A 22,650-nucleotide genomic window follows, 5' to 3' on the forward strand; every position below is an offset into this window, starting at 1 on the left:
TTCGTCGCCAGCAGCGCCGCCGCCCTCGTTCAGTGAGCGGACTTATAAGAGATCACCCGCAAACAAGTCAACACACCCGCCGTCAAAAAACTGACATTTTTGGTAAGTGGCTGATTTTACACGAAAGTTTCCGAAGAATGGAAACAGGGAGCCGTAATGGGCTGAATCTTCGGGCGTTTTCACCACGCACGCGAAGTCTCCTTTGCACGCATCATTGCTAATAGCTCGCAAGCAGCAGCGATATTGCCGGAGGAGCATCTGCGAACCCCTCACCAGCCGCTGTCAAACCGCCTGATCGTGCTTTAGAACGGTAGAGAGACGCTCATATACCACCCCAATGCCGCAGGCCTCTTTGCATGACCAGAACAGCAGCTCCTATAAAGACCTATTTGCCCGAACTTCCCGTTAGCGCTGTTCTGGGCGATATTGCCGATGCGCTGGCCGGCGCGAAGCGTGCGGTTCTTTCGGCTCCTCCCGGCGCGGGCAAAACGACACTGGTCCCGCTTCACCTCTTGCAGCAGGAATGGCGCGGCAACGGCAAGATCATTCTTCTTGAACCACGCCGGCTTGCCGCTCGGGCCGCGGCCGGGCGCATGGCTGAACTGGCGCACGAGAGTGTGGGCGAAACCGTCGGCTACCGCATGCGGCTCGACAACCGCATTTCCTCCAGAACCCGGATAGAAGTGGTGACCGAGGGGGTATTCGCCCGGATGGTGCTTGATGATCCGGAGCTTACCGGCGTTTCGACAGTTATTTTCGACGAGTTTCATGAACGCTCGCTCGACGGCGATTTCGGACTGGCGCTGGCGCTCGACGTGCAGGCTGGATTGCGAGACGATCTTCGCATCCTCGTTATGTCCGCCACTCTTGATGTGGAACGCATCAGCGCGCTAATGGGCGATGCGCCGGTCGTTCAGAGCCTTGGCCGGACATTTGCAATCGATGTTCGCTACGAGGATCGCTGGCAGGGCGCGCCGGTTGAAGAGAAAGTCGCCAAGGCGATTATCGAAGCCCATGCGGCGGAAACAGGTTCCATCCTTGCGTTCCTGCCAGGCCAGTCGGAAATCACGCGCACGGCCGCACGGTTGGAAGGACGCTTTTCCGATGATACGGACATCATCCCGCTTTACGGTAACCTGTCGCAAAAGGAGCAGGATGCAGCGATCAAGCCGGCGGCGGCCGGGCGACGCAAGATCGTGCTTGCCACCTCCATCGCAGAAACCTCGATCACCATCGACGGTGTGCGCGTGGTGATTGACAGCGGGTTGCAGCGACTACCGGTGTTCGAACCGGCAACGGGAATAACGAGGCTGGAGACCGTGCGGGTGTCGCGGGCGTCCGCCGATCAGCGGGCGGGCCGCGCGGGACGAACGGAACCCGGCGTTGCGATCCGTCTGTGGCATTCGGGACAGACGGCGGCGCTTAATGCCTTTACGCCACCGCAAATTCTGGCGAGTGATCTTTCCGGCCTTGCGCTGGATCTCGCTCATTGGGGTGTTCACGATCCTTCCATGCTCGCCTTTCTGGACACACCGCCTGAAGCCGCGCTTAAGGAATCGGTGGCGCTTCTCAAAAATCTCGGCGCGCTCGATGAAAGCGGCGCGCTCACGCCACGTGGCCGCCTGATGCGCGGCCTTTCACTGCCACCGCGGCTGGCGGCGATGGTGATTGCAGCAGCAAGTAAGGGTGCAGGGAAAAAGGCGGCGATGCTCGCCGTCATGTTGACGGAACAGGGGCTGGGCGGAAACGACATCGATCTCGATGAACGATTACGGCGCTTTGTTTCCGAGAAGGGCGAGAGAGCGCAAGCGGCGCGCAAGCTGGCGTCGAGACTGTTCGATGCGGTTGGCGATACAAAAACGACAGCCGAATTACCGAGTGAGGCCGGCCCCTTGCTGCTGCACGCCTATCCGGACAGGATCGCGCTTCAGCGCGGCGCGCGCGGCCGTTATGTGATGGCGAATGGCCGGGGTGCTGAACTTGCTGAGACTGAGCGACTGGCGGCGAGCAGAATGCTTGTCGTGGCCGATATTACCGGACGGGCGGCGCAGCCGCGCATCCTTGCAGCGGCAAGCATCAACAGGGCCGATATAGAAGAGCGGATGCCGCACCTTATCGTTCAGCAGGACCAGTTGCTCTTTGACAAGGCAAGCGGCCAGGCGCGCGCACGTCGGGTGACGCGGCTGGGCGCCATCATTCTTGACGAAACGCCCCTGCCCCGCCCGGAAGGCGAACAGGCGGCACAGGCGCTTGCGAATGGCATTCGGGAATTCGGCATCGCCATCCTGCCCTTCTCGAAAGAAACTTTGCAGCTGCGCGACAGGATCGGTTTTCTGAACGCCAGCATCGGTGAGCCCTGGCCGAATGTCAGCGATGCAGCATTGCTATCGCGACTTGATGATTGGTTCGTCCCTTTCCAGCACGGCGCGCGTAGCTTGCAGGATATCCGGCCGGGTAGCCTTTCTGAGGGGATTATATCTCTGGTGCCGCATGAGGTGGCGCGTGACCTCGGGAGACTAGCGCCCACGCATTTCGAGGCACCGACGGGCCAGCGGCACCCCATCCGCTACGATGCCAGCGAACCGACCCTTTCCATTCGTGTGCAGGAACTTTTCGGACTTAAGGCCCATCCCGCCATCGCGCAGGGGCGCTTGCCGCTGCTGCTGGAATTGACCTCGCCGGCGCACAGGCCGATACAGACGACACGCGATCTTCCCGGTTTCTGGGCTGGATCCTGGAAGGATGTGCGGGCGGATATGCGCGGGCGTTATCCGCGCCATCCATGGCCGGAGGACCCGGCAGCGGCTCTGCCGACCAGCCGTGCGAAACCGCGCGGAACGTGACGACGATGAATAGGGTAAAGGAGACGAAGGTGGCTGGCCATCCTATCGAAACCACAAGGCTTGGCCGTGCAAGCCGCAGGATAAGACTGCAGACCATTGTCTGGCTGCGATGGCTCGCCGTTGCGGGACAGACGGCGACGATCCTTTTCGTTGCTTTCGGGCTTAACTTCCCCTTGCCGCTTCTGGCCTGCGGCCTTTTGATTGCGGCGCTGGCGCTTGCCAATCTGTTTCTCACCGCCCGCTTTCCCTCCACTTATCGTCTGGAACCGTGGGAAGCGACATTGCTGCTGGCTTTCGACCTGCTGCAGTTGACGGCGCTGATCTATATCACCGGCGGCCTTTCCAATCCTTTCGCGCCGCTGATCTGCGTGCAGGTCATTATCGCGTTTGCCTCGCAGCCGCTGCGGCATTCGCTCATTCTTCTCAGCTTTGCCGTCATCTGCTCGACCGCGATCGCCTTTTCGCCGTTTCCGGTTCCGTGGTATCCCGGCGAGGTTTTGCCGATCCAGCTTCTGCTGCATGTCGGTACCTGGGTCGCGATCATCGCTACCACATCCTTTGCGGCCTTTTATGCCTATCGCGTTTCGCATGAGGCCAATCAGCTGGCCGACGCGCTGGCCGCAACCGAACTGGTGCTGGAGCGGGAAAAACACCTCTCGCAACTGGACGGACTGGCCGCTGCGGCGGCCCATGAGCTCGGCACGCCGCTTGCAACCATCAGCGTTGTCGCCAAGGAGATGGAGCGCGAGCTCGGAAATGATGAAAAATATGGCGAAGACATAGCGCTGCTGCGCAGCCAGAGTGAAAGGTGCCGCGATATTCTGCGCCGCCTCACATCGCTTTCAGCCGATAATGAGGAACATATGCGTCGCCTGCCGCTCTCTTCGCTGATCGAGGAGGTGATGGCGCCGCATCGGGAATTCGGCATCCGCCTCGAACTCGTGGAAAAGAGCAACCGGGCCGACGAACCGGTCGGCATTCGCAATGCCGGCATCATCTATGGACTGGGTAACCTCATCGAAAACGGCGTGGACTATGCGCGGGAGAAGGTGACGGTGACGGTGGAGCATGATTCGCAGAACGTCGCAGTCCTCATCGAGGATGATGGGCCAGGTTATGCCCATGACGTGCTTGCCCGCATCGGCGAGCCCTATGTGACCGAACGTCACAACGACACGCGGGCGGGCGGGCTGGGGCTTGGCCTTTTCATTGCCAAAACGCTGCTGGAACGATCCGGCGCCAGCGTCATCTTCGAAAATCGCGGTTCAAGCAAAACCGGCGCGCGGGTCACAATAATCTGGCCTCGGGCGCTTATGGACGATAAAAGAAGCCATTGACTTTACCATCCACGTTGAAGCGGCGATAAGAACAAGAAAACAAAGCCGACGAAGTTGCCGGAAGGCCGGAAACATGAAGACAGACGACCAGACCCCAACTACCAGTGCGCCGACGGATGACATTGATCCGATCGGCCCCGACAAGTCTCTGCTGATCGTCGATGATGACGGCCCGTTTCTGCGCCGGCTGGCCCGGGCGATGGAAACACGTGGCTTTACCGTCGATACCGCCGAGACGGTGAGCGAGGGCATTACGCGCTCCAAAGCTGCGCCGCCCAAATATGCGGTGGTCGATTTGAGGCTTGCCGATGGCAACGGGCTGGAGGTGATCGAAGCCATCCGGCAGTACCGGGACGACACGCAGATCGTCGTGCTGACCGGTTATGGCAATATCGCAACCGCCGTTACCGCCGTGAAGCTTGGGGCGCTTGATTATCTGGCCAAACCTGCCGATGCGGACGATGTCTTTAATGCGCTGACGCAGCGCAAGGGTGAAAAGACCGAGGTTCCGGAAAACCCCATGTCTGCCGACCGGGTGCGGTGGGAGCATATTCAGCGCGTTTATGAAATGTGCGAACGCAATGTTTCAGAGACTGCCCGCCGTCTCAACATGCACCGGCGCACCTTGCAGCGCATTCTGGCAAAGCGCGCACCAAAGTAACGGCGTCACTCTCCGAAGCTGCGCCCGGTCGTCCACTCCGCCAGCATCAACCGGGTTGCAGCGGTTCTCGAGAAATCCAGCATCACAGATTTGCGGGTCGCCGGCGGCAATTTATGCTCCGGCGCATCGCGCAGCATATGGGCGCCATATCCGTCCGACAGGATCAATCCGCATTCTTCCGGGAAGATATCAGTCGGGACTTCCGGATGGGTGGCGAAAAACAGCCGGTCGCAATGCAGGCGATATTCTGGCCATTTGCGATCGACGCGGAAATCCTCGATCGAAGATTTGATTTCGATGATCCAGATTTCACCCTTAACCGACAGGCTGATGAGATCCGCCCTTCGTCCGCTTGCAAGCGGCAGCTCCGGCAGTACCGAATGGCGCATCTCGTGCAGAAGCACCTGAACGCCGCGACGCACCAGCATCGCCTTGTCCGACTGGCGGCCATCTATTAACGGATTATTGTTGGTAACGGAAAGAATAGTCATGGATAAAGGCTACTGAAGCGTTTGGCCTATTGTTGCAAAAAGGCAATCAACCGGCAATTTTAAATGCACAACCGACTTGTGAGTGCACAACGGCTTGCCAAGAGCGGTTTAATGGAAAATAACCGATTTATCCAATTAAGCCTACTCCTTCGCACAATTTGGCGAATTTTCCGCGAGAACGATATGCGCATCCGCACCCCATTGGCCGTAATCGGTCTGACGGCAGCACTGGCTCTGGCCAGCTGCGCCGAAACCACCTCCCAATCTTCCGGTAAAATAGCGGCATCGGTGCCGGTTGCCGACCCCGTTCCGGCAAAAGTCGAAACCGTCCAGATCTTCAATGACGTCTATGGTCCGGTGACCGACGCAGGTTATGCGCTGCCGGCTATTCCGATCAATCGCGTGAACGAGAAGTTCCGTCGCCAGATCGTCGAGTTCCAGACAAACGAGCGTCCGGGCACGATCATCGTCAATACGCGCGAGCGTTACCTTTATTATATCATGTCCGGCAACCGCGCGGTTCGTTACGGCATTGGCGTCGGCAAGGCGGGTTTCGCCTGGGCCGGTGAAGCCTATGTTGCCTGGAAGCAGGAATGGCCGATGTGGCATCCGCCGAAGGAAATGGCGGACCGCAAGCCGGAAGTCGCCAAGTATGTTGAAGCCGGCATGGGTCCGGGCCTTTCCAACCCGCTCGGCGCACGCGCCATGTATCTCTTCAACGAAAAGGGACAGGATACGCTGTTCCGTATCCATGGTTCGCCCGAATGGGCTTCGATCGGCACCGCTGCCTCTTCCGGCTGCATCCGCATGATCAACCAGGATGTCATGGATCTTTACAGCCGCGTCCGTCCGGGCCGCAGCTCCAAGGTCGTCGTGATCCAGTAAGATCAGATACAAGACAAAGAAAAAGCCGCCGTGGAATTCCCGGCGGCTTTTTTATTTGTCTAAACCTCTAGGCGCAGCTTCAGGCTGACTGCTTCGCCTTCAGTTCCAGACGGCGGCGGTGCAGAACCGGTTCGGTATAGCCGTTCGGCTGTTCACGGCCCTTCAGCACCAGCTCAACGGCTGCCTGAAACGCGATCGACCCTTCAAAGTCGGAGGCCATCGGCAGATAGGCCGCATCGCCGGCATTCTGCCCGTCGACCACGGCAGCCATGCGCTTCATGGTCTCAACGATCTGCCCTTCTGTCACCACGCCATGGCGCAGCCAGTTCGCCATGTGCTGTGCGGAAATACGCAGCGTCGCGCGATCTTCCATCAGCCCGACATTGTTGATGTCAGGCACCTTGGAGCAACCGACACCCTGATCGACCCAGCGCACGACATATCCCAGAATGCCTTGCGCATTATTGTCGAGTTCGCGCTGGATTTCCTCCGGCGTCCAATTGGGACGCGGCGCGACCGGCACCGACAGAATATCGGAAAGCTTCGCGCGGCCTCGGCTTTTCAAGCCTTCCTGAACGGCCGCTACATCGACCTTGTGATAATGCGTGGCATGCAGCGTCGCCGCCGTCGGCGACGGCACCCAGGCGGTGTTGGCGCCGGCCTTCGGATGCGCAATCTTCTGCTCCAGCATCGCCGCCATCAGGTCCGGCATGGCCCACATGCCCTTGCCGATCTGCGCGTGGCCGGAAAGGCCGCACTCCAGTCCGATATCGACGTTCCAGTTCTCGTAAGCGGTAATCCAGGCGGCCTGCTTCATATCGCCCTTGCGGATCATCGGGCCTGCTTCCATCGAGGTATGGATTTCGTCGCCCGTGCGGTCGAGGAAGCCAGTGTTGATGAAGACAACGCGATCCTTCGCAGCACGGATGCTCTCCTTGAGGTTGACCGTGGTGCGACGCTCCTCATCCATGATGCCCATTTTCATGGTATTCGGCGCCATACCAATGAGGTTTTCGACGCGAGAGAATATCTCGTTGGCGAAAGCGACCTCTTCCGGCCCGTGCATCTTCGGCTTGACGACATACATGGAGCCGGCGCGGGAATTCTGCCGCCGCCCGGACGGGCCAACGTCGTAAAGCGCGATCAGTGCGGTGACGACGGCATCCATGATGCCTTCGGGAACCTCGCGGCCATCTCTGTCGAGGATTGCCGGATTGGTCATGAGATGGCCGACATTGCGCACCAGCATCAGCGAGCGCCCCGGCAAAGTGAGCGCCGAACCATTGGGTGCGGTATAATAACGATCCGGGTTGAGGCGGCGAATGAAGGTCGTGCCACCCTTGGCAACCTCCTCCGTCAGATCGCCGCGCATCAGGCCAAGCCAGTTGCCGTAAACCAGAACCTTGTCTTCGGCATCGACGGCAGCGACCGAATCCTCGCAATCCATGATGGTCGTCAGCGCGGATTCGAGAATGACATCGGAGATGCCCGCCTTGTCGCCCTTGCCGATTTCCGTCGACGGATCGATGACGATCTCGGTGTGCAAACCGTTCCTGCCGAGCAGGATCGTTGCCGGTTTCTCCGCCTCACCGGTAAAGCCCTTGAATTGTGCGGCGTCCTTGAGCCCCGTTGTGGCGTCGCCGATTGCAAGCTGCAACAGGCCGTCAACGATCTTGAAACCTGACACATCCGACCAGCTTGCCGTTTCGAGCGGCGCCGATTCATCAAGGAAGTTGCGCGCCCAGGTGATGACCTTTTCGCCGCGCTTCGGATTGTAACCCTTGCCCTTTTCCGCACCATCGGCATCGGAGATGGCATCGGTGCCGTAAAGCGCGTCGTAAAGCGAACCCCAGCGGGCATTGGCGGCATTCAGCGCATAACGCGCATTCATGACCGGAACAACGAGTTGCGGGCCGGCGACGGCAGCAATTTCCGGATCTACATTGCCGGTTTCCACTTTGAAGCCGGGGCCTTCCGGCAGCAGGTAACCGATATCCTTCAGAAAGCCCTCATAGACCGCAAAATCAACCGGAGCGCCGTTCTGCCGGTACCAGCCATCCAGTTTTTCCTGCAGCGCATCGCGCTTTGCCAGCAGTTCACGGTTCTTCGGAGAAAGCTCGTGGACGATGGCCGAGAAGCCTTCGAAGAAAGCCTCGCTGTCCAGACCCGTGCCCGGCAGCACCTCATCCGTCAAAAAAGCATAAAGCTTGTCATCGATGGAAAGACCGAATTTATTCGTGCGGCTCACATGCGCCTCCTCTTATTCTAGACGTCCAGATTGGACGTTGAAGAGGGCGCTCGTCAATTGCGGCAGGCAGCCAAATATTATTTCCATTTTGGAAACAATGCGGCCGATAGTCGTCTTTTTCTACAGAAGCGCCTGCAAGTCCTTGATACGGTCATTCACGAGCCAACCGTAATAGTTTTCTTCCGGCAAAAGGGGCTGTTCCCCACCTGCGGCGCGCTGGCGGTTTTTCTGGGCGAGAGCGGCCGCCCGTTGCTGCGAGCCGCCGACATTATAAAGCGTGGAGGTCACGCCTGGATTTTTCGAAATATCCATGTCGGCAATCGATCTGTAGTCATCGATCGATTTGCGAATGGAGGCGGCCATGAAGGCCAGCGAGCGGTCCGGGTCCATGATGGCCGTATAGACGGCGGTAGCGTCGTTCTCATCCAGCTTATCGTAGCCAGAGGTTTTCGAAACCATGTCGGACAACATCAGCGCCGTCAGCGGGTTGATCTGGCCGAGGCCGAAGGTCTGCCCGGCGTAGAAGGGCTGGAAAAACACGGCACTGAAACGGTTGTTCGGATAGGCGACGCCATCCACCGTCTTGCCGCGGAAGCTGTCGTCCCAGACATCTTCCCGACAGTTCCAAAGACCGTAGGAATCCTTTTTCGACTGACATTTGGCAAATTGCGAACGCGTCAGAAACTGCGCGATGGTTTCGTCCTTGTAGCCGAAACGGAAGCTGCTACCGGCATAAGAGGCGGCCTTGACATAGTAGGATTGCAGCCGGTCATAGGCATCGACATTATAAGTATGCTCGCCGACAATCGCACCGATCATATGGATTGGGTCGATGCCGTAACGCCCGGCCGTCGACTTGATCTTGGCGATCAGCGCCTTGTCGGAGGACAAGAGGTCGATCACCTTCTGGTACTTGCGTTCGAAAGAGCTGTTGGACGCCTTGGTTCTGCGGGTGGAAGCGCCGGGAACACCCGGCTGTTCGGCATTGCGATTGCCCGGTGGAACGACCGTTGCCGCCTCGGCATAAGAAGACGAGACGACGGTGAACGCCAGAGCAGCGGCAAATGCCACAAGAGTTTTGCGCACGAGCAAATGCCTTTTCTCAAGTCTGCGGCTTCCCGGCGAAATAGACGAGGGAAAACCGGACCATTCCACGAAAGCGGTTCCAACCGGAATGCAGCCCTTCCCATAAACAAAATGCGGGCTGAATGCGAGATGAGGCAGATAAAATAAAAGAGTGCGGCAAATATGGCCGCACTCTTCTTTCGTTTGTCCCTGAAGTCTTCAGAGAATATAGCGTGACAGATCCGTATCGGCGGCAAGATCGCCGACATGTTTTTTGACGTATTCCTGATCGATCTTGACGGCAGAGCCGCCGCGATCCGGCGCGTTATAGGAAATCTCGTCCAGAACCCGCTCCATCACCGTCTGCAGACGGCGCGCACCAATATTCTCAACCGACGAGTTGAGATGAACGGCCACATCGGCCAGAGCGTCAATCGCATCATCAGTGAAGTCGAGATCGAGTTCTTCCGTCGCCATCAGCGCCTTGTACTGGCGGATGAGGCTTGCTTCCGTTTCGGTCAGGATACGGCGGAAATCCTCTTTGGTCAGCGGCTTCAGCTCGACGCGGATGGGCAGGCGGCCCTGAAGCTCCGGAAGAAGATCCGATGGCTTTGCCACATGGAACGCGCCTGACGCGATGAACAGCACATGGTCGGTTTTGACCGGGCCGTATTTCGTCGAAACCGTCGTGCCTTCGACAAGCGGTAGCAGATCGCGCTGCACGCCTTCACGCGAGACGCCGGCGCCCATGCCGCCGTCGCGAGCGGCGATCTTGTCGATCTCATCGAGGAAGACGATGCCGTCATTTTCCACCGACTTTACCGCTTCGCGCTGGATCATTTCGTTGTCGAGCAGCTTGTCGGATTCATCGCGGACGAGATCGGCATAGGATTTCGAGACCGTGGTGCGCACTTTCTTGGTGCGTCCGCCCATGGCCTTGCCGAACATTTCCGACAGGTTGAGGACGCCGATATTGGCGCCCGGCATGCCGGGAATTTCGAAACCGGGCATGCCCGAGCCGCTATCGGCCACCTCGATATCGATTTCCTTGTCGTCCAACTCGCCATCACGGAGCTTCTTGCGGAAGCTTTCGCGGGTGCCGGGCGACGCCGTCGTGCCGACGAGCGCATCGAGCACCCGTTCTTCAGCGCTGGCATGGGCCTTGGCCTGCACCTCGGCACGTTTCTTTTCACGCACGAGCCCGATGCCGATTTCCACGAGATCGCGGATGATCTGCTCGACATCGCGGCCGACATAACCGACTTCGGTAAACTTGGTCGCCTCGACCTTGATGAAGGGGGCGCCGGCCAACTTTGCCAGACGACGAGAAATCTCCGTCTTGCCGACACCGGTCGGCCCGATCATCAGAATGTTTTTGGGCATGACCTCGTCGCGCAGGCTCTCATCGAGCTGCTGGCGACGCCAGCGGTTGCGCAGTGCGATCGCGACCGCACGTTTCGCATCATGCTGGCCGATGATGTGGCGGTCTAATTCCGAGACAATTTCCCGGGGAGAAAAAGTGGTCATTCTATCCTCTCGGCTTTCCTGTTCCGGCCGGCCATTCCGGCCCGGCCCACAGGACCCTTGGGTGAGAAATGGGGGTGAAAAATTCGCTTATTCGGCGTCGAGCGTTTCGACGACGAGATTATGGTTGGTATAAACGCAGATATCGGCGGCAATATCGAGCGACTGGCGCGCGACCTCTTCGGCCGACTTGTCCGTGTCCATCATGGCGCGAGCGGCAGCAAAGGCATAATTGCCGCCGGAACCGATGGCGATGGCGCCATGTTCTGGCTCCAGCACATCGCCATTGCCGGTAATGGCAAGCGTGGTGGATTTATCGGCCACCAGCATCATGGCTTCGAGATTGCGCAGATATTTGTCGGTGCGCCAGTCCTTCGCAAGCTCCACGGCGGCGCGCATGAGTTGGCCGGGATATTGCTCGAGTTTCTTTTCCAGACGGTCGAGCAGCGTGAAGGCATCTGCGGTCGCGCCGGCAAAACCGGCAATCACTTCACCCTTGCCGATGCGGCGAACCTTGCGGGCATTGCCCTTCATGACGGTCTGGCCAAGGCTTACCTGACCATCGCCAGCCATGACGACCTTGCCGCCTTTTCTGACTGTAATAATCGTTGTCATCAAACACCTGTCTACCCTGTCGGGCCTGGGGTTAACGGGCCGGTATGCGGCCCTTGTGGAGTTCTATGTAAGTTTGCTTTTCACGATTGCAATCATCCCCGCCGTGCACCGTTTTGCGCAAGCCAGCCAAGACGATGGAACAACTGGATATTTGTGTCCCGTGCTGATAAGGAACGGCAACATTTTCACGGAGCGGCCAAAATGGCAGAACGTAAAGGCGAGATTATCCGCACCACCAACGAAACTTCGGTTTCGGTGCGTGTGGATATCGACGGCACCGGCAAGTCGACAATTTCCACCGGCGTGGGATTTTTCGACCATATGCTGGACCAGCTGAGCCGCCATTCGCTGATCGACATGGATATCGAGGTCAAGGGCGACCTGCATATCGATGACCATCACACTGTGGAAGATACCGGTATCGCCATCGGCCAGGCCATTGCCAAGGCGCTGGGTGACCGTCGCGGCATTACCCGTTACGCCTCGCTTGATCTTGCCATGGATGAGACGATGACCAAGGCCGCCGTCGATATTTCCGGCCGCCCCTTCCTTGTGTGGAACGTCAATTTTTCCGCGCCGAAGATCGGCACTTTCGACACGGAGCTGGTGCGCGAGTTCTTTCAGGCGCTGGCCCAGAATGCCGGTATCACGCTGCATATCCTGAACCATTACGGCGCCAACAACCATCATATCGCCGAAACATGCTTCAAGGCCGTTGCCCGCGTTCTTCGCACGGCAACCGAGATCGACCCCCGGCAGGCAGGCCGCGTTCCCTCGACCAAGGGTATGCTGGCCTGACGCCAAAGCTGTCAGGAAGCCCATGACAAGCTATCTCGTTCTGGAAGCCCCCAACGGGCCGGACAGGGACCACAAGACGACCCGTTTCATCGCCGACCGTTTCGTCTGGCTGGCTCTGATTGCGCCGTGGTTGTGGCTCGCGATCAACCGCGCGTGGCTGGCGGCGGTGGTCGTTTTTATCGCCCTCGTTCTGGCCGGTCAGGCATCAATGTTACCCGGATTCGAACCGGTCGGCATTCTGTGCGGCTTTGCCATTTCCCTCATCACCGCACTGGAAGGACGCGATTTTCTCGTCCGGCACTTGATCCGAAAAGGCTGGAAGATGGCATCGATCATCTCCGCCCCTGATCTTTCGAGCGCGGAAGACATATATTTCTCGAAACTCTCAGAAAACACCGAAACGACGGAACAGCTTTCGCAGCCGGTCTGGACCCCTTCGCCGCAAAGGAGCGGTGACAAAAACTTCATCAACGATCCCGCCGGATCGTTTCTTTTCGACTTGAATGGAAGGCGCTGACATGCGCGTCGCGATCATCGACTACGGTTCGGGCAATTTGCGTTCGGCCACCAAAGCTTTTGAGCGTGCCGCCCGCGAGGCCGGCATCGACGCAACCATCGATCTGACTGACAGGCCGGATCACGTCGCTACAGCGGACCGCATCGTCCTGCCGGGTGTCGGCGCCTATGCGGATTGCCGCGCCGGTCTTGATGCCGTTCCCGGCATGCATGAGGCGCTTGTCGAAGCCGTCGAGAAGAAAGCCCATCCCTTCCTCGGTATCTGCGTCGGCATGCAGCTGATGTCCTCGCGCGGGCTGGAAAAGACTGTCAGCTCGGGCCTTGGCTGGATCGAGGGTGACGTCGTGGAAATGACGCCGTCCGATCCCAGCCTCAAAATTCCGCAGATCGGCTGGAACACGCTGGAAATCCGCCACCCTCACCCCCTGTTTGACGGCATCAAGACCGGCGCAGACGGCTTGCACGCCTATTTCGTGCATTCCTATCATCTGGCGGCCAAGCATTCGACGGATGTTATCGCCACCACCAATTATGGTGGTGCGATGACGGCTTTCGTTGGCCGCGACAATATGGCGGGCGCGCAGTTCCACCCGGAAAAAAGCCAGACGCTCGGCCTTGCCCTGATTTCTAATTTTCTGCGCTGGAAGCCCTGACATGATTCTTTTTCCCGCAATCGATCTCAAAGACGGTGAGTGCGTTCGCCTGAAACTCGGCGATATGGACCAGGCCACCGTTTACAACACCGACCCCGGCGCGCAGGCGAAAGCCTTTGAGGATCAGGGTTTCGAGTGGCTGCATGTCGTTGATCTCAACGGTGCTTTCGCTGGTGAAACAGTCAATGGCGAGGCGGTCGATGCCATTCTCAAAGCCACGAAAAACCCGGTGCAGCTTGGTGGCGGTATCCGTACCCTTGACCACATTGAGGCGTGGCTGAGCCGTGGGCTTGCCCGCGTCATTCTCGGCACCGTGGCGGTGCGCGATCCGGTTCTGGTTATTGAAGCCTGCAAGCGTTTCCCCGGCCAGGTCGCCGTCGGCATCGATGCCAAGGGCGGCAAGGTTGCCGTTGAAGGCTGGGCCGAAGCCTCCGAACTCGGCGTCATCGAACTTGCCAAGCGCTTCGAGGGTGCCGGTGTCGCCGCCATCATCTATACCGATATCGATCGCGACGGCATTCTCGCCGGCATCAACTGGGCTTCGACACTGGAACTGGCCGACGCCGTCTCCATACCGGTCATCGCCTCCGGCGGCCTTGCCTCCATCGATGACATCAAGCGCATGTTGCAGCCGGATGCTGCAAAGCTCGAGGGTGCGATTTCTGGTCGCGCGCTTTATGATGGGCGTATCGACCCCGCCGAGGCGCTTGCCCTCATCAAGGCCGCCAAGGAGGTACGCGCATGACCCTCAAAGCCCGTATTATTCCCTGCCTCGATGTGAAAGATGGTCGTGTCGTCAAGGGCGTGAACTTCGTTGACCTGATCGATGCTGGCGATCCCGTCGAGGCGGCGAAAGCCTATGATGCAGCGGGAGCCGACGAACTCTGCTTTCTCGACATCACCGCCTCCTCGGATAACCGCGACACGATCTTCGATGTCGTCTCGCGCACCGCAGATCATTGTTTCATGCCGGTAACGGTTGGCGGTGGGGTTCGCAGCGTCGCCGATATTCGCAAGCTGCTTCTGTGCGGCGCCGACAAGGTCTCGATCAATTCCGCAGCCGTCAAGGATCCGGATTTCGTGGCGCAGGCGGCCGATAAGTTTGGCAACCAGTGCATCGTCGTTTCCATCGACGCCAAGCGGGTTTCCAAGGACGGGGAAGCCGAGCGTTGGGAAATCTTCACCCACGGCGGACGCCAGCCAACCGGGATTGACGCCGTGGAGTTCGGCATCAAGATGGTGGAGCGTGGGGCAGGTGAATTGCTTGTTACCTCGATGGATCGCGACGGCACCAAGAGCGGCTATGATATCGGCCTGACGCGCAGCATTGCCGATCAGGTTCGTGTACCCGTCATCGCTTCTGGCGGCGTAGGCACATTGGATGATCTGGTGGCAGGTGTGCAGGACGGTCATGCGACCGCCGTGCTTGCCGCTTCCATCTTCCACTTCGGCACCTATTCGATCGGGCAAGCCAAAAGCTATATGGCCGAGCATGGCATCGCCATGCGCCTCGACTGATTGCAGGAACATCTCATGAGCGCATTTTCCCTTTCCGATCTGGAACGTATCGTCGCGACCCGCGCCGCCGCATCTCCTGAAGAATCCTGGACTGCCAAACTGGTTGCGGCGGGCCAGGAGCGTGCGGCGAAAAAACTCGGCGAAGAAGCGGTGGAAGCCGTCATCGCCGCCATCGCGAAAGACCGCGACGGGCTGAAAAATGAAGCCGCCGATCTGCTCTATCATCTGCTGGTCGTGCTGAAGATTGCCGACATACCCCTGGACGACGTTTTTACCGAGTTGCAGCGCCGGACCGGACAAACCGGCCTTGCGGAAAAGGCGGCGAGGCCAACATCATGAATGTCGAGGCAGGCAGCGGGGAGAGAGGTATGCCGGGTACACTCGATCATTTCCGGCCGGACGAATATTCGCCCTATCACTTCTACAGCTCCGAAGAATGGGCGAAATTCCGTGCCGATACGCCACTTACCTTGTCGGCCGATGAGGTAAAACGGCTGCGCTCGCTGGACGACCCGATCGATCTGGACGAGGTGCGGCGCATCTACCTGTCGCTGTCTCGCCTGCTGTCTTCGCATGTGGAGGCGTCACAGCTTTTGTTCGAGCAGCGCAACCGCTTCCTCAATATGGGGGATGTGAACAAGACGCCTTTCGTCATCGGCATCGCCGGTTCGGTGGCGGTTGGAAAATCAACGACGGCGCGTATCCTGAAAGAGCTTCTGGCGCGCTGGCCTTCCAGCCCAAAGGTCGATCTCATCACCACTGACGGATTTCTCTATCCGAACGAGGTGCTGCGGCGTGAAAACCTGATGGAGCGCAAGGGCTTTCCGGAAAGCTACGATATCGGCGCGCTCTTACGTTTCCTCTCGGCCATCAAGGCGGGCCAGCCGAATGTGAAAGCGCCGCGTTATTCGCACCTGACCTATGACGTGCTGCCGAACGAATTCACTGTCATCGATCAGCCGGATATCCTGATTTTCGAAGGCATCAACGTGCTGCAATCGCGTGACCTGCCGGCGGGCGGGAGGATCGTGCCGATCGTTTCCGACTTCTTCGATTTTTCGATCTATATCGATGCCGACGAGGATTTCATTCACAACTGGTATGTGAACCGGTTCATGAATTTGCGTCAAACAGCGTTCCGCGACCCGAATTCATTCTTCAATCGCTATGCGTCGATCAGCGAAGAAGCGGCGCTCAGCATTGCCGAGGGCCTCTGGCAGAACATCAACCTGAAAAACCTGCGCCAGAACATCGTTCCGACGCGCCCGCGTGCGGACCTTATTCTGCGAAAGGGAAAGAACCACCTGATCGATACGGTGGCGCTTCGCAAATTATAAAAAGATGCCGCGCAAGGCGGCACCTCCATCGCAAGCGATTAAACCTGTCAGGACGCAAGCTCAGGAATACGCAGAACCTGGCCGGGATAGATTTTATCGGGATGGGTCAGCATCGGCTTGTTGGCTTCGAAGATGATGTTGTTCTTCGCGCCATTCGCCTTGCCATATTGCGCTTCGGCGATCTTCCAGAGATTGTCGCCCTTCTTGACGGTGTAGAAGACGGGTTCTTTCGCCGGCGCTTCGGCCACCTTCAACTCGCCGGCCTCGACCTTGGAAATGCCGAGCGTATTTCCGACCGCGATGACCGCCTTTTCGAAAACCGACTGATCGGCCACGTTGCCCTTCAGAACGACCTTGTCGTCCACCACCTCGACCTGAACCTTGTCCGTGCCGAGATCGTGGGAAGCGAGTTCTTTTTTGACCGCTTCGACATCCGGGGCATCATCGCCGCCGATACCGAGCTTCTTTCCCGCTTCCTTGATGAAACTGAACAGACCCATAGCACCCTCCTTGGTTGTAAGGAGGCATACCAGACGATATTTGAAGCTCTATGACAAGGGCGAAAGATTTCGCACCAGATTGCCGCCTAATCCCCCGAGGGCTTACCGCGCATTTTCTTCACGTCCGAGCGACCGGACTTCGCCTTGAGGCGGCGTTCGACTGAACCCTTGGTCGGTTTGGTGGTTTTGCGGACCGGTGGCGGCGGGGCGGCGGCTTCGAGGATCAGCTCCTTCAGCCGCTCGCGCGCATCCTCTCGATTGCGCTCCTGGCTGCGAAACCGGCTCGCTTCGATCATCAGTACGCCGTCTTTCGAAACACGCCTGCCGCCAAGGCGGATAGCATTGGTTTTCACCCGATCCGTCAGAGATGGGGAATTGGCAATATCGAAAAACAGCTGAACCGCCGTCGAGACCTTATTGACGTTCTGGCCGCCCGGCCCGCCGGCCAGCACGAATTGCTCCGTCAGCTCCCAGCCGGCGATAGTGATACGGTTGCTGATGTAAAGCGGGTCGCTGGCCATGATCTTTCTCCGCGCCGGTGATGCCACAGATCGACCGGAATGAAAACAGCGGAGAAAACGAAAGAACCCGGCGTGAAGCCGGGTTCCCTCCTCCTCACGAATGAGGCTTTATTCATTCAGCCGCGAGCAAAAGGCCCGGTGCGGCATCGCGAACCTTGCTGTCGACATGATCTTCGAACTTGGTGAAGTTCGTGACGAACATGGAGACCAGCTTCGTCGCCTGCGCATCGTAAGCTGCGCCATCGGCCCAGGTTGAACGCGGATCGAGAATTGCACCGTCAACGCCATCAAGCGACAGCGGCACCGCGAAACCGAAATTCGCGTCGGTGCGGAATTGTGCATCCTTCAGCTCGCCGGTGAGCGCAGCCGTCAGAAGCGCGCGCGTCGCCTTGATCGGCATACGTTTGCCGATGCCGTAAGCACCGCCGGTCCAGCCGGTGTTGACCAGCCAGCAGTCCACGCCGTGCTTGCCGATCAGCTCACGCAGCAGGTTGCCATATTCCGCCGGGTGGCGCGGCATGAAGGGCGCGCCGAAGCAGGTGGAGAAGGTCGCTTCCGGTTCCGTCACGCCTTTTTCCGTGCCAGCGACCTTTGCCGTGTAACCGGACAGGAAGTGGTACATGGCCTGCTCCGGCGTCAGCCGGGCAATCGGCGGCAGTACACCGAAGGCGTCCGCCGTCAGCATGATGATCGTCTTCGGATGGCCAGCAATGCCGGTTTCCGATGCATTCGGAATGAAGTGCAGCGGATAGGCGCTGCGGGTGTTTTCCGTCAGCGAAGTGTCGTTGAAGTCCGGAACGCGGTTTTCGTCCAGCACGACGTTTTCGAGGACCGTGCCGAAGCGACGGGTCGCGGCGTAGATTTCCGGCTCGGCTTCGGCCGAAAGCTTGATCGCCTTGGCATAGCAGCCACCTTCGAAATTAAAGATGCCGTGTTCGCCCCAGCCATGTTCGTCATCACCGATCAGCGTGCGCGAAGGATCGGCCGAAAGCGTGGTCTTGCCGGTGCCGGAGAGACCGAAGAACACGGCCGAATCACCCTCAGGACCAACATTGGCCGAGCAATGCATCGGCATAACGCCCTTGGCCGGCAGAAGGTAGTTCAGCACCGTGAAGACCGACTTCTTGTTTTCACCGGCATAGGAGGTGCCGCCGATCAGGACGAGACCATTGGTGAGATCGCAGGCGATGACGGTTTCTGTACGAACGCCGTGACGCGCCGGATCGGCCTTGAAGCTCGGCAGATTGATGATGGTGAGCTTCTGTTTGAAGCCCGCCAGTTTCTCCCGCTTCGGACGGATCAGTAGATTGCGGATGAACAGCGAATGCCAGGCAAGCTCGGTGACGACGCGTGTCGGCAGCGCATTTTCTTCGTCGGCGCCGCCGATCAAGTCCTGCACGTAGAGCGTCTTGCCGGCGGCATGGGCCAGCATATCCTGGCGCAGCAGTTCGAAGTTTTCCGGCGACAGCGGCTTGTTGTTGTCCCACCAGATGGTGTTCTCGGTGGAAGCGTCGCGCACAACGAATTTGTCCTTCGGCGAACGGCCCGTGTGCTGACCGGTGACGGCGCGCAGCGCGCCATCAATGGTCAGTTCGGCCTCGCCGTTGCGGATCGCCTCTTCGTATAATTCGCTCTCGTTGAGGTTATAAAAGACGCGGGAAGCCTCGCCCAGTCCGAGTTCCGCAACTCCATTGGCAGGATTATGAACCCCAAGCTCGTTCATGACGCGTTCCTTGTTAATGACGATAAGGCTGTTGAAATTTTCACGGAAAATACGTGGCAGCTTTTGGAAACGCAAGAGCCGAACCTTAAAAAACTTAGTGATTTCAATATATTAATCGATTTAAAAGATTTTATTTCTTTTTAAATCGGTTTAAGGCGCATTTAAATTCGGTCGCCGCATTTTCGCTGAAATCCCCTTGTCCGGCCCCGCATGAAGCCGTCGAGTTTTCCTTTGCCACAATTTGTTCCACCTTTATACTCAAGAGAGTGGCTCACGGCGCGCAACCTTGGCTGGGTGGATGTCGGGAGTTACAAGAAAATGTCGATGGAGACCAACTACATGCAGACGATCGCGCTTGTCGACGATGACCGGAATATTCTGACTTCGGTATCGATCGCGCTCGAAGCCGAAGGCTACCGGGTCGAAACGTATACGGACGGCGCCTCCGCGCTTGACGGGTTGATCGCCCGTCCGCCGCAGCTCGCCATTTTCGACATCAAGATGCCGCGCATGGACGGCATGGAGCTGTTGCGGCGTCTTCGCCAGAAATCGGATATTCCCGTTATCTTCCTGACCTCCAAGGATGAAGAGATCGACGAATTGTTCGGCCTCAAAATGGGCGCCGACGACTTCATTACAAAACCCTTCTCGCAGCGCCTTCTCGTGGAACGCGTCAAGGCCATCCTGCGCCGCGCCAGCAGCCGCGACGCTGCCCCCGCTGCCGGCGGCACGCTGAAGCCGACTGCGGACCAGCAGGCCCGCACGCTGGAGCGCGGGCAGCTGGCCATGGATCAGGAACGCCACACCTGCACCTGGAAGGGTGAGCCGGTGACATTGACCGTCACCGAATTCCTCATCCTGCATTCGCTGGCGCAGCGGCCGGGCGTGGTGAAAAGCCGCGACGCGCTGATGGATGCCGCCTATGACGAGCAGGTCTATGTGGACGACCGCACCATCGACAGCCACATCAAGCGCCTTCGCAAGAAGTTCAAACTGGTCGATGGCGACTTCGATATGATTGAAACGCTTTATGGCGTAGGATATCGCTTCCGCGAAGCGGCCTGAATCGGCACGCAAATCGGAAAAAACCACCCGAAGAGTGGTGGCGAGGACTTAAATACGTGCTGAAGAAAACGCCGGAAACCGTCTCGGATAGTGACGATGCCGAAGAACGCGGCAGCGAACGCCGCCATCGTATCCATCCGCTGACAATCGTCCGGCGCATTTTCGGCAATGCGGTGTTTTCCAGCCTCACGCGCCGCATTCTTTTCTTCAATGTCGCGGCCACGGTCGTTCTGGTCGGCGGTATTCTCTATCTCAACCAGTTCCGTGAGGGACTGATCGATGCGCGCGTCGAAAGCCTTCTGACACAGGGCGAAATCATCGCCGGCGCGATTTCGGCTTCCGCTTCGGTCGACACCAATTCGATCACCATCAACCCGGAAAAGCTTCTCGAATTGCAGGCGGGGCAAAGCATCACGCCCGCCCCCAATGATGAGGACCTGAGTTTTCCGATCAATCCGGAACGGGTGGCTCCCGTGCTGCGGCGGCTGATTTCGCCCACACGCACCCGCGCGCGGCTGTTTGATGCCGACGCCAACCTGCTGCTCGATTCGCGCCATCTTTATTCGCGCGGCCAGGTCCTGCGCTTTGATCTGCCGCCGGTGACGCCGGAAACCCAGACCTGGGGTGAATGGTTCACCAGCATGTTCAACCGCATGCTGCAGCCAAGCAGCCTGCCGCAATACAAGGAAGCGCCCGGTGGCGACGGCTCGATCTATCCTGAAGTGATGAATGCGCTGACCGGCGTGCGCGGCGCGGTCGTGCGCGTCACCGAAAAGGGTGAACTGATCGTCTCCGTCGCCGTGCCGGTCCAGCGCTTCCGGGCCGTTCTCGGCGTATTGCTGCTCTCCACACAGGCGGGCGATATCGACAAGATCGTGCATGCGGAGCGCCTGGCCATCATGCGCGTTTTCGGCATCGCCACGCTGGTCAATATCGTGTTGTCGCTGCTTCTGTCCTCGACCATCGCCACGCCGCTGCGGCGGCTTTCGGCCGCCGCGATCCGCGTACGCCGCGGGGCACGAACCCGCGAGGAGATACCGGATTTTTCAGCACGTCAGGATGAAATCGGCAATCTCTCGATTGCCCTGCGTGAAATGACGACGGCGCTTTACGACCGTATCGATGCGATCGAAAGCTTCGCCGCCGACGTCAGTCATGAACTCAAGAACCCGCTGACTTCGCTGCGCAGCGCCGTGGAAACCCTGCCGCGCGCGAAAACCGAAGAGTCGAAGCAGCGGCTGACCGAGATCATCTTCCACGATGTGCGCCGCCTCGACCGTCTGATCAGCGACATTTCGGATGCGTCGCGGCTCGACGCCGAACTGGCGCGCGCCGATGCCGAGCCGCTCGACCTCGATGTGCTGATGAAGGGGCTGGTGGACATATCCCGCCAGATCAGCACCAAGAAGAAAAGCGTGGCAATCGACTATGTGGCCGACCGCAAAGCCGGAAGCAAAACCTCTTTCGTGGTGAATGGCCACGACCTTCGCCTCAGCCAGATCGTCACCAATCTGATCGAGAACGCCCGTTCTTTCGTGTCAGAGGATAGCGGTCGCATCACCGTGCGCCTTTCCCGCCACAAGGATCGCTGCCTCGTGCAGGTGGAAGACAACGGGCCTGGCATTCAGGCCGAAGATATCGACCGGATTTTCGAGCGGTTCTATACCGACCGGCCGGCAAGCGAAGGTTTCGGCCAGAACTCGGGTCTCGGCCTTTCCATCAGCCGCCAGATCGCCGAAGCCCATGGCGGCAGCCTCAGGGCAGAAAATGTCGTCGACAAATATGGCGTGATTTCCGGCGCGCGCTTCACCCTGTCGCTGCCGGCGGCGGAAGCCCATGAACGCTGAACGCTTCAACCTGCACGCCACCGCCATTGTCGTTCAAAATACGGGCATTCTTTTCACAGGGCCGTCCGGCAGTGGTAAAAGCGAGCTTGCCTTCAGCTTTCTGACCGAGGCTGAACGCTGCGGATTGCCGGCGGCGCTGATCGCGGACGATCAGATTTTCGTGTATCGCGACGGCGAAAACATCATCGCCGAGCGGCCGGCGGCGATCGCCGGATTGCTGGAATTGCGCGGTAGTGGCATTATCTCCATCAACAGCATCGCAAGCGCCACACTACATTTTGCGGTGACGACAGTTCTTTCACCGGAAAATCCGAGACTTCCCGAAGATGACGAAGCGTTTCTGCCGCCCTGCGGAGGACATCTTCCGCTTCTGCGCATTCCGCTTGCAAGTCTTACCCCTTACGGAAAATTTGCTGCACTTGCTCAAAATCTTTTTAAAACGAATGTGAAGTGACGATGATTCGGGCGATTTTAGGCTTGCGATTCGCATTTTCCTCATCAAG

General features: G+C 58.7%; 22 protein-coding genes. 14 read left to right on the forward strand and 8 right to left on the reverse strand.

The window, feature by feature from the left end; all coding sequences use genetic code 11:
• Positions 1 to 356: 356 nt before the first annotated feature.
• The 3 genes from hrpB to JZX89_RS18095 all read left to right on the forward strand — a co-directional run bounded on the left by hrpB (position 357) and on the right by JZX89_RS18095 (position 4,841).
• Positions 357 to 2,843 (forward strand): ATP-dependent helicase HrpB, encoded by a 2,487-nt coding sequence (gene hrpB / locus JZX89_RS18085; RefSeq protein ID WP_207134934.1) that lies wholly within the window; start codon positions 357 to 359, stop codon positions 2,841 to 2,843.
• A 29-nt stretch (positions 2,844 to 2,872) separates the two neighbouring features.
• Positions 2,873 to 4,180: a two-component system sensor histidine kinase ActS gene (gene actS / locus JZX89_RS18090; RefSeq protein ID WP_207134935.1), complete on the forward strand. Its 1,308-nt coding sequence runs from the start codon at positions 2,873 to 2,875 to the stop codon at positions 4,178 to 4,180.
• A gap of 73 nt (positions 4,181 to 4,253) precedes the next feature.
• Positions 4,254 to 4,841: an ActR/PrrA/RegA family redox response regulator transcription factor gene (locus JZX89_RS18095; protein WP_207134936.1), complete on the forward strand. Its 588-nt coding sequence runs from the start codon at positions 4,254 to 4,256 to the stop codon at positions 4,839 to 4,841.
• Positions 4,842 to 4,846: 5 nt separating this feature from the next.
• Here the strand turns inward: JZX89_RS18095 and JZX89_RS18100 are convergent, their stop codons facing one another.
• Positions 4,847 to 5,332 (reverse strand): MmcB family DNA repair protein, encoded by a 486-nt coding sequence (locus tag JZX89_RS18100; RefSeq protein WP_004444350.1) that lies wholly within the window; start codon positions 5,330 to 5,332, stop codon positions 4,847 to 4,849.
• Between the two features lie 183 nt (positions 5,333 to 5,515).
• Between JZX89_RS18100 and JZX89_RS18105 the strand changes: the two genes are divergently transcribed.
• Positions 5,516 to 6,217: a L,D-transpeptidase gene (locus JZX89_RS18105; RefSeq protein WP_207134937.1), complete on the forward strand. Its 702-nt coding sequence runs from the start codon at positions 5,516 to 5,518 to the stop codon at positions 6,215 to 6,217.
• 79 nt (positions 6,218 to 6,296) lie between these two features.
• Here JZX89_RS18105 and JZX89_RS18110 read toward each other — a convergent pair whose 3' ends face one another.
• From JZX89_RS18110 to hslV, 4 genes are all read right to left on the reverse strand, one after another.
• Positions 6,297 to 8,465, reverse strand: a complete 2,169-nt coding sequence (locus JZX89_RS18110) for a malate synthase G (RefSeq protein ID WP_207134938.1) — start codon at positions 8,463 to 8,465, stop codon at positions 6,297 to 6,299.
• A 120-nt stretch (positions 8,466 to 8,585) separates the two neighbouring features.
• Positions 8,586 to 9,551: a DUF1402 family protein gene (locus tag JZX89_RS18115; RefSeq protein WP_207134939.1), complete on the reverse strand. Its 966-nt coding sequence runs from the start codon at positions 9,549 to 9,551 to the stop codon at positions 8,586 to 8,588.
• 198 nt (positions 9,552 to 9,749) lie between these two features.
• Entirely contained in the window at positions 9,750 to 11,057 is a 1,308-nt protein-coding gene (gene hslU, locus JZX89_RS18120; protein ID WP_149900316.1) for an ATP-dependent protease ATPase subunit HslU, read from the reverse strand.
• A gap of 87 nt (positions 11,058 to 11,144) precedes the next feature.
• Positions 11,145 to 11,669, reverse strand: a complete 525-nt coding sequence (hslV, locus tag JZX89_RS18125; protein WP_003521197.1) for an ATP-dependent protease subunit HslV — start codon at positions 11,667 to 11,669, stop codon at positions 11,145 to 11,147.
• Between the two features lie 201 nt (positions 11,670 to 11,870).
• Here hslV and hisB point away from each other — a divergent pair, with 201 nt between their 5' ends.
• From hisB to coaA, 7 genes are read left to right on the forward strand one after another with little or no spacing between them, the layout of a single operon-like run.
• Positions 11,871 to 12,467, forward strand: a complete 597-nt coding sequence (gene hisB, locus JZX89_RS18130) for an imidazoleglycerol-phosphate dehydratase HisB (RefSeq protein WP_046799740.1) — start codon at positions 11,871 to 11,873, stop codon at positions 12,465 to 12,467.
• A 22-nt stretch (positions 12,468 to 12,489) separates the two neighbouring features.
• Positions 12,490 to 12,984 carry a DUF2628 domain-containing protein gene (locus JZX89_RS18135; RefSeq protein ID WP_207134940.1) on the forward strand — a complete coding sequence of 165 codons (495 nt, stop codon included), beginning with the start codon at positions 12,490 to 12,492 and terminating at the stop codon, positions 12,982 to 12,984.
• Between the two features lies 1 nt (position 12,985).
• Positions 12,986 to 13,636 (forward strand): imidazole glycerol phosphate synthase subunit HisH, encoded by a 651-nt coding sequence (gene hisH, locus JZX89_RS18140; protein ID WP_207134941.1) that lies wholly within the window; start codon positions 12,986 to 12,988, stop codon positions 13,634 to 13,636.
• 1 nt (position 13,637) lies between these two features.
• Entirely contained in the window at positions 13,638 to 14,381 is a 744-nt protein-coding gene (hisA, locus tag JZX89_RS18145; RefSeq protein ID WP_207134942.1) for a 1-(5-phosphoribosyl)-5-[(5-phosphoribosylamino)methylideneamino]imidazole-4-carboxamide isomerase, read from the forward strand.
• Positions 14,378 to 15,154 carry an imidazole glycerol phosphate synthase subunit HisF gene (gene hisF / locus JZX89_RS18150; RefSeq protein WP_207134943.1) on the forward strand — a complete coding sequence of 259 codons (777 nt, stop codon included), beginning with the start codon at positions 14,378 to 14,380 and terminating at the stop codon, positions 15,152 to 15,154. The genes hisA and hisF overlap by 4 nt, the downstream gene beginning before the upstream one ends.
• Before the next feature lie 15 nt (positions 15,155 to 15,169).
• Entirely contained in the window at positions 15,170 to 15,493 is a 324-nt protein-coding gene (locus JZX89_RS18155; protein WP_149900322.1) for a phosphoribosyl-ATP diphosphatase, read from the forward strand.
• Positions 15,490 to 16,491 carry a type I pantothenate kinase gene (gene coaA / locus JZX89_RS18160; protein WP_207134944.1) on the forward strand — a complete coding sequence of 334 codons (1,002 nt, stop codon included), beginning with the start codon at positions 15,490 to 15,492 and terminating at the stop codon, positions 16,489 to 16,491. Before JZX89_RS18155 ends, coaA begins: the two co-directional genes overlap by 4 nt.
• A 47-nt stretch (positions 16,492 to 16,538) precedes the next feature.
• On the opposite strand, the gene lysM is transcribed toward coaA, so the two are convergent.
• The 3 genes from lysM to JZX89_RS18175 form a co-directional block, all read right to left on the reverse strand.
• Positions 16,539 to 16,991, reverse strand: a complete 453-nt coding sequence (gene lysM, locus JZX89_RS18165; RefSeq protein ID WP_174374375.1) for a peptidoglycan-binding protein LysM — start codon at positions 16,989 to 16,991, stop codon at positions 16,539 to 16,541.
• Positions 16,992 to 17,077: 86 nt separating this feature from the next.
• Positions 17,078 to 17,512, reverse strand: a complete 435-nt coding sequence (gene arfB, locus JZX89_RS18170; RefSeq protein ID WP_153515388.1) for an alternative ribosome rescue aminoacyl-tRNA hydrolase ArfB — start codon at positions 17,510 to 17,512, stop codon at positions 17,078 to 17,080.
• Between the two features lie 112 nt (positions 17,513 to 17,624).
• The gene (locus tag JZX89_RS18175) at positions 17,625 to 19,235 is read right to left on the reverse strand and encodes a phosphoenolpyruvate carboxykinase (protein WP_153515389.1); all 1,611 of its coding nucleotides are present in this window, start codon (positions 19,233 to 19,235) and stop codon (positions 17,625 to 17,627) included.
• Positions 19,236 to 19,574: 339 nt separating this feature from the next.
• Here JZX89_RS18175 and chvI point away from each other — a divergent pair, with 339 nt between their 5' ends.
• Genes chvI through JZX89_RS18190 form a run of 3 tightly spaced genes read left to right on the forward strand, consistent with a single transcriptional unit; the run spans position 19,575 to position 22,601 of the window.
• Positions 19,575 to 20,300, forward strand: coding sequence for a two-component system response regulator ChvI (gene chvI, locus JZX89_RS18180; RefSeq protein WP_149900603.1), 726 nt, complete (start codon positions 19,575 to 19,577; stop codon positions 20,298 to 20,300).
• A gap of 56 nt (positions 20,301 to 20,356) precedes the next feature.
• Complete coding sequence (gene chvG, locus JZX89_RS18185) at positions 20,357 to 22,147, forward strand: two-component system sensor histidine kinase ChvG (RefSeq protein WP_149900326.1); 1,791 nt, start codon at positions 20,357 to 20,359, stop codon at positions 22,145 to 22,147.
• Positions 22,137 to 22,601: an HPr kinase/phosphorylase gene (locus JZX89_RS18190; protein WP_149900327.1), complete on the forward strand. Its 465-nt coding sequence runs from the start codon at positions 22,137 to 22,139 to the stop codon at positions 22,599 to 22,601. The genes chvG and JZX89_RS18190 overlap by 11 nt, the downstream gene beginning before the upstream one ends.
• Positions 22,602 to 22,650: the final 49 nt, after the last annotated feature.

It is taken from the genome of Agrobacterium burrii, from assembly GCF_017313405.1.
Lineage (GTDB): Bacteria > Pseudomonadota > Alphaproteobacteria > Rhizobiales > Rhizobiaceae > Agrobacterium > Agrobacterium burrii.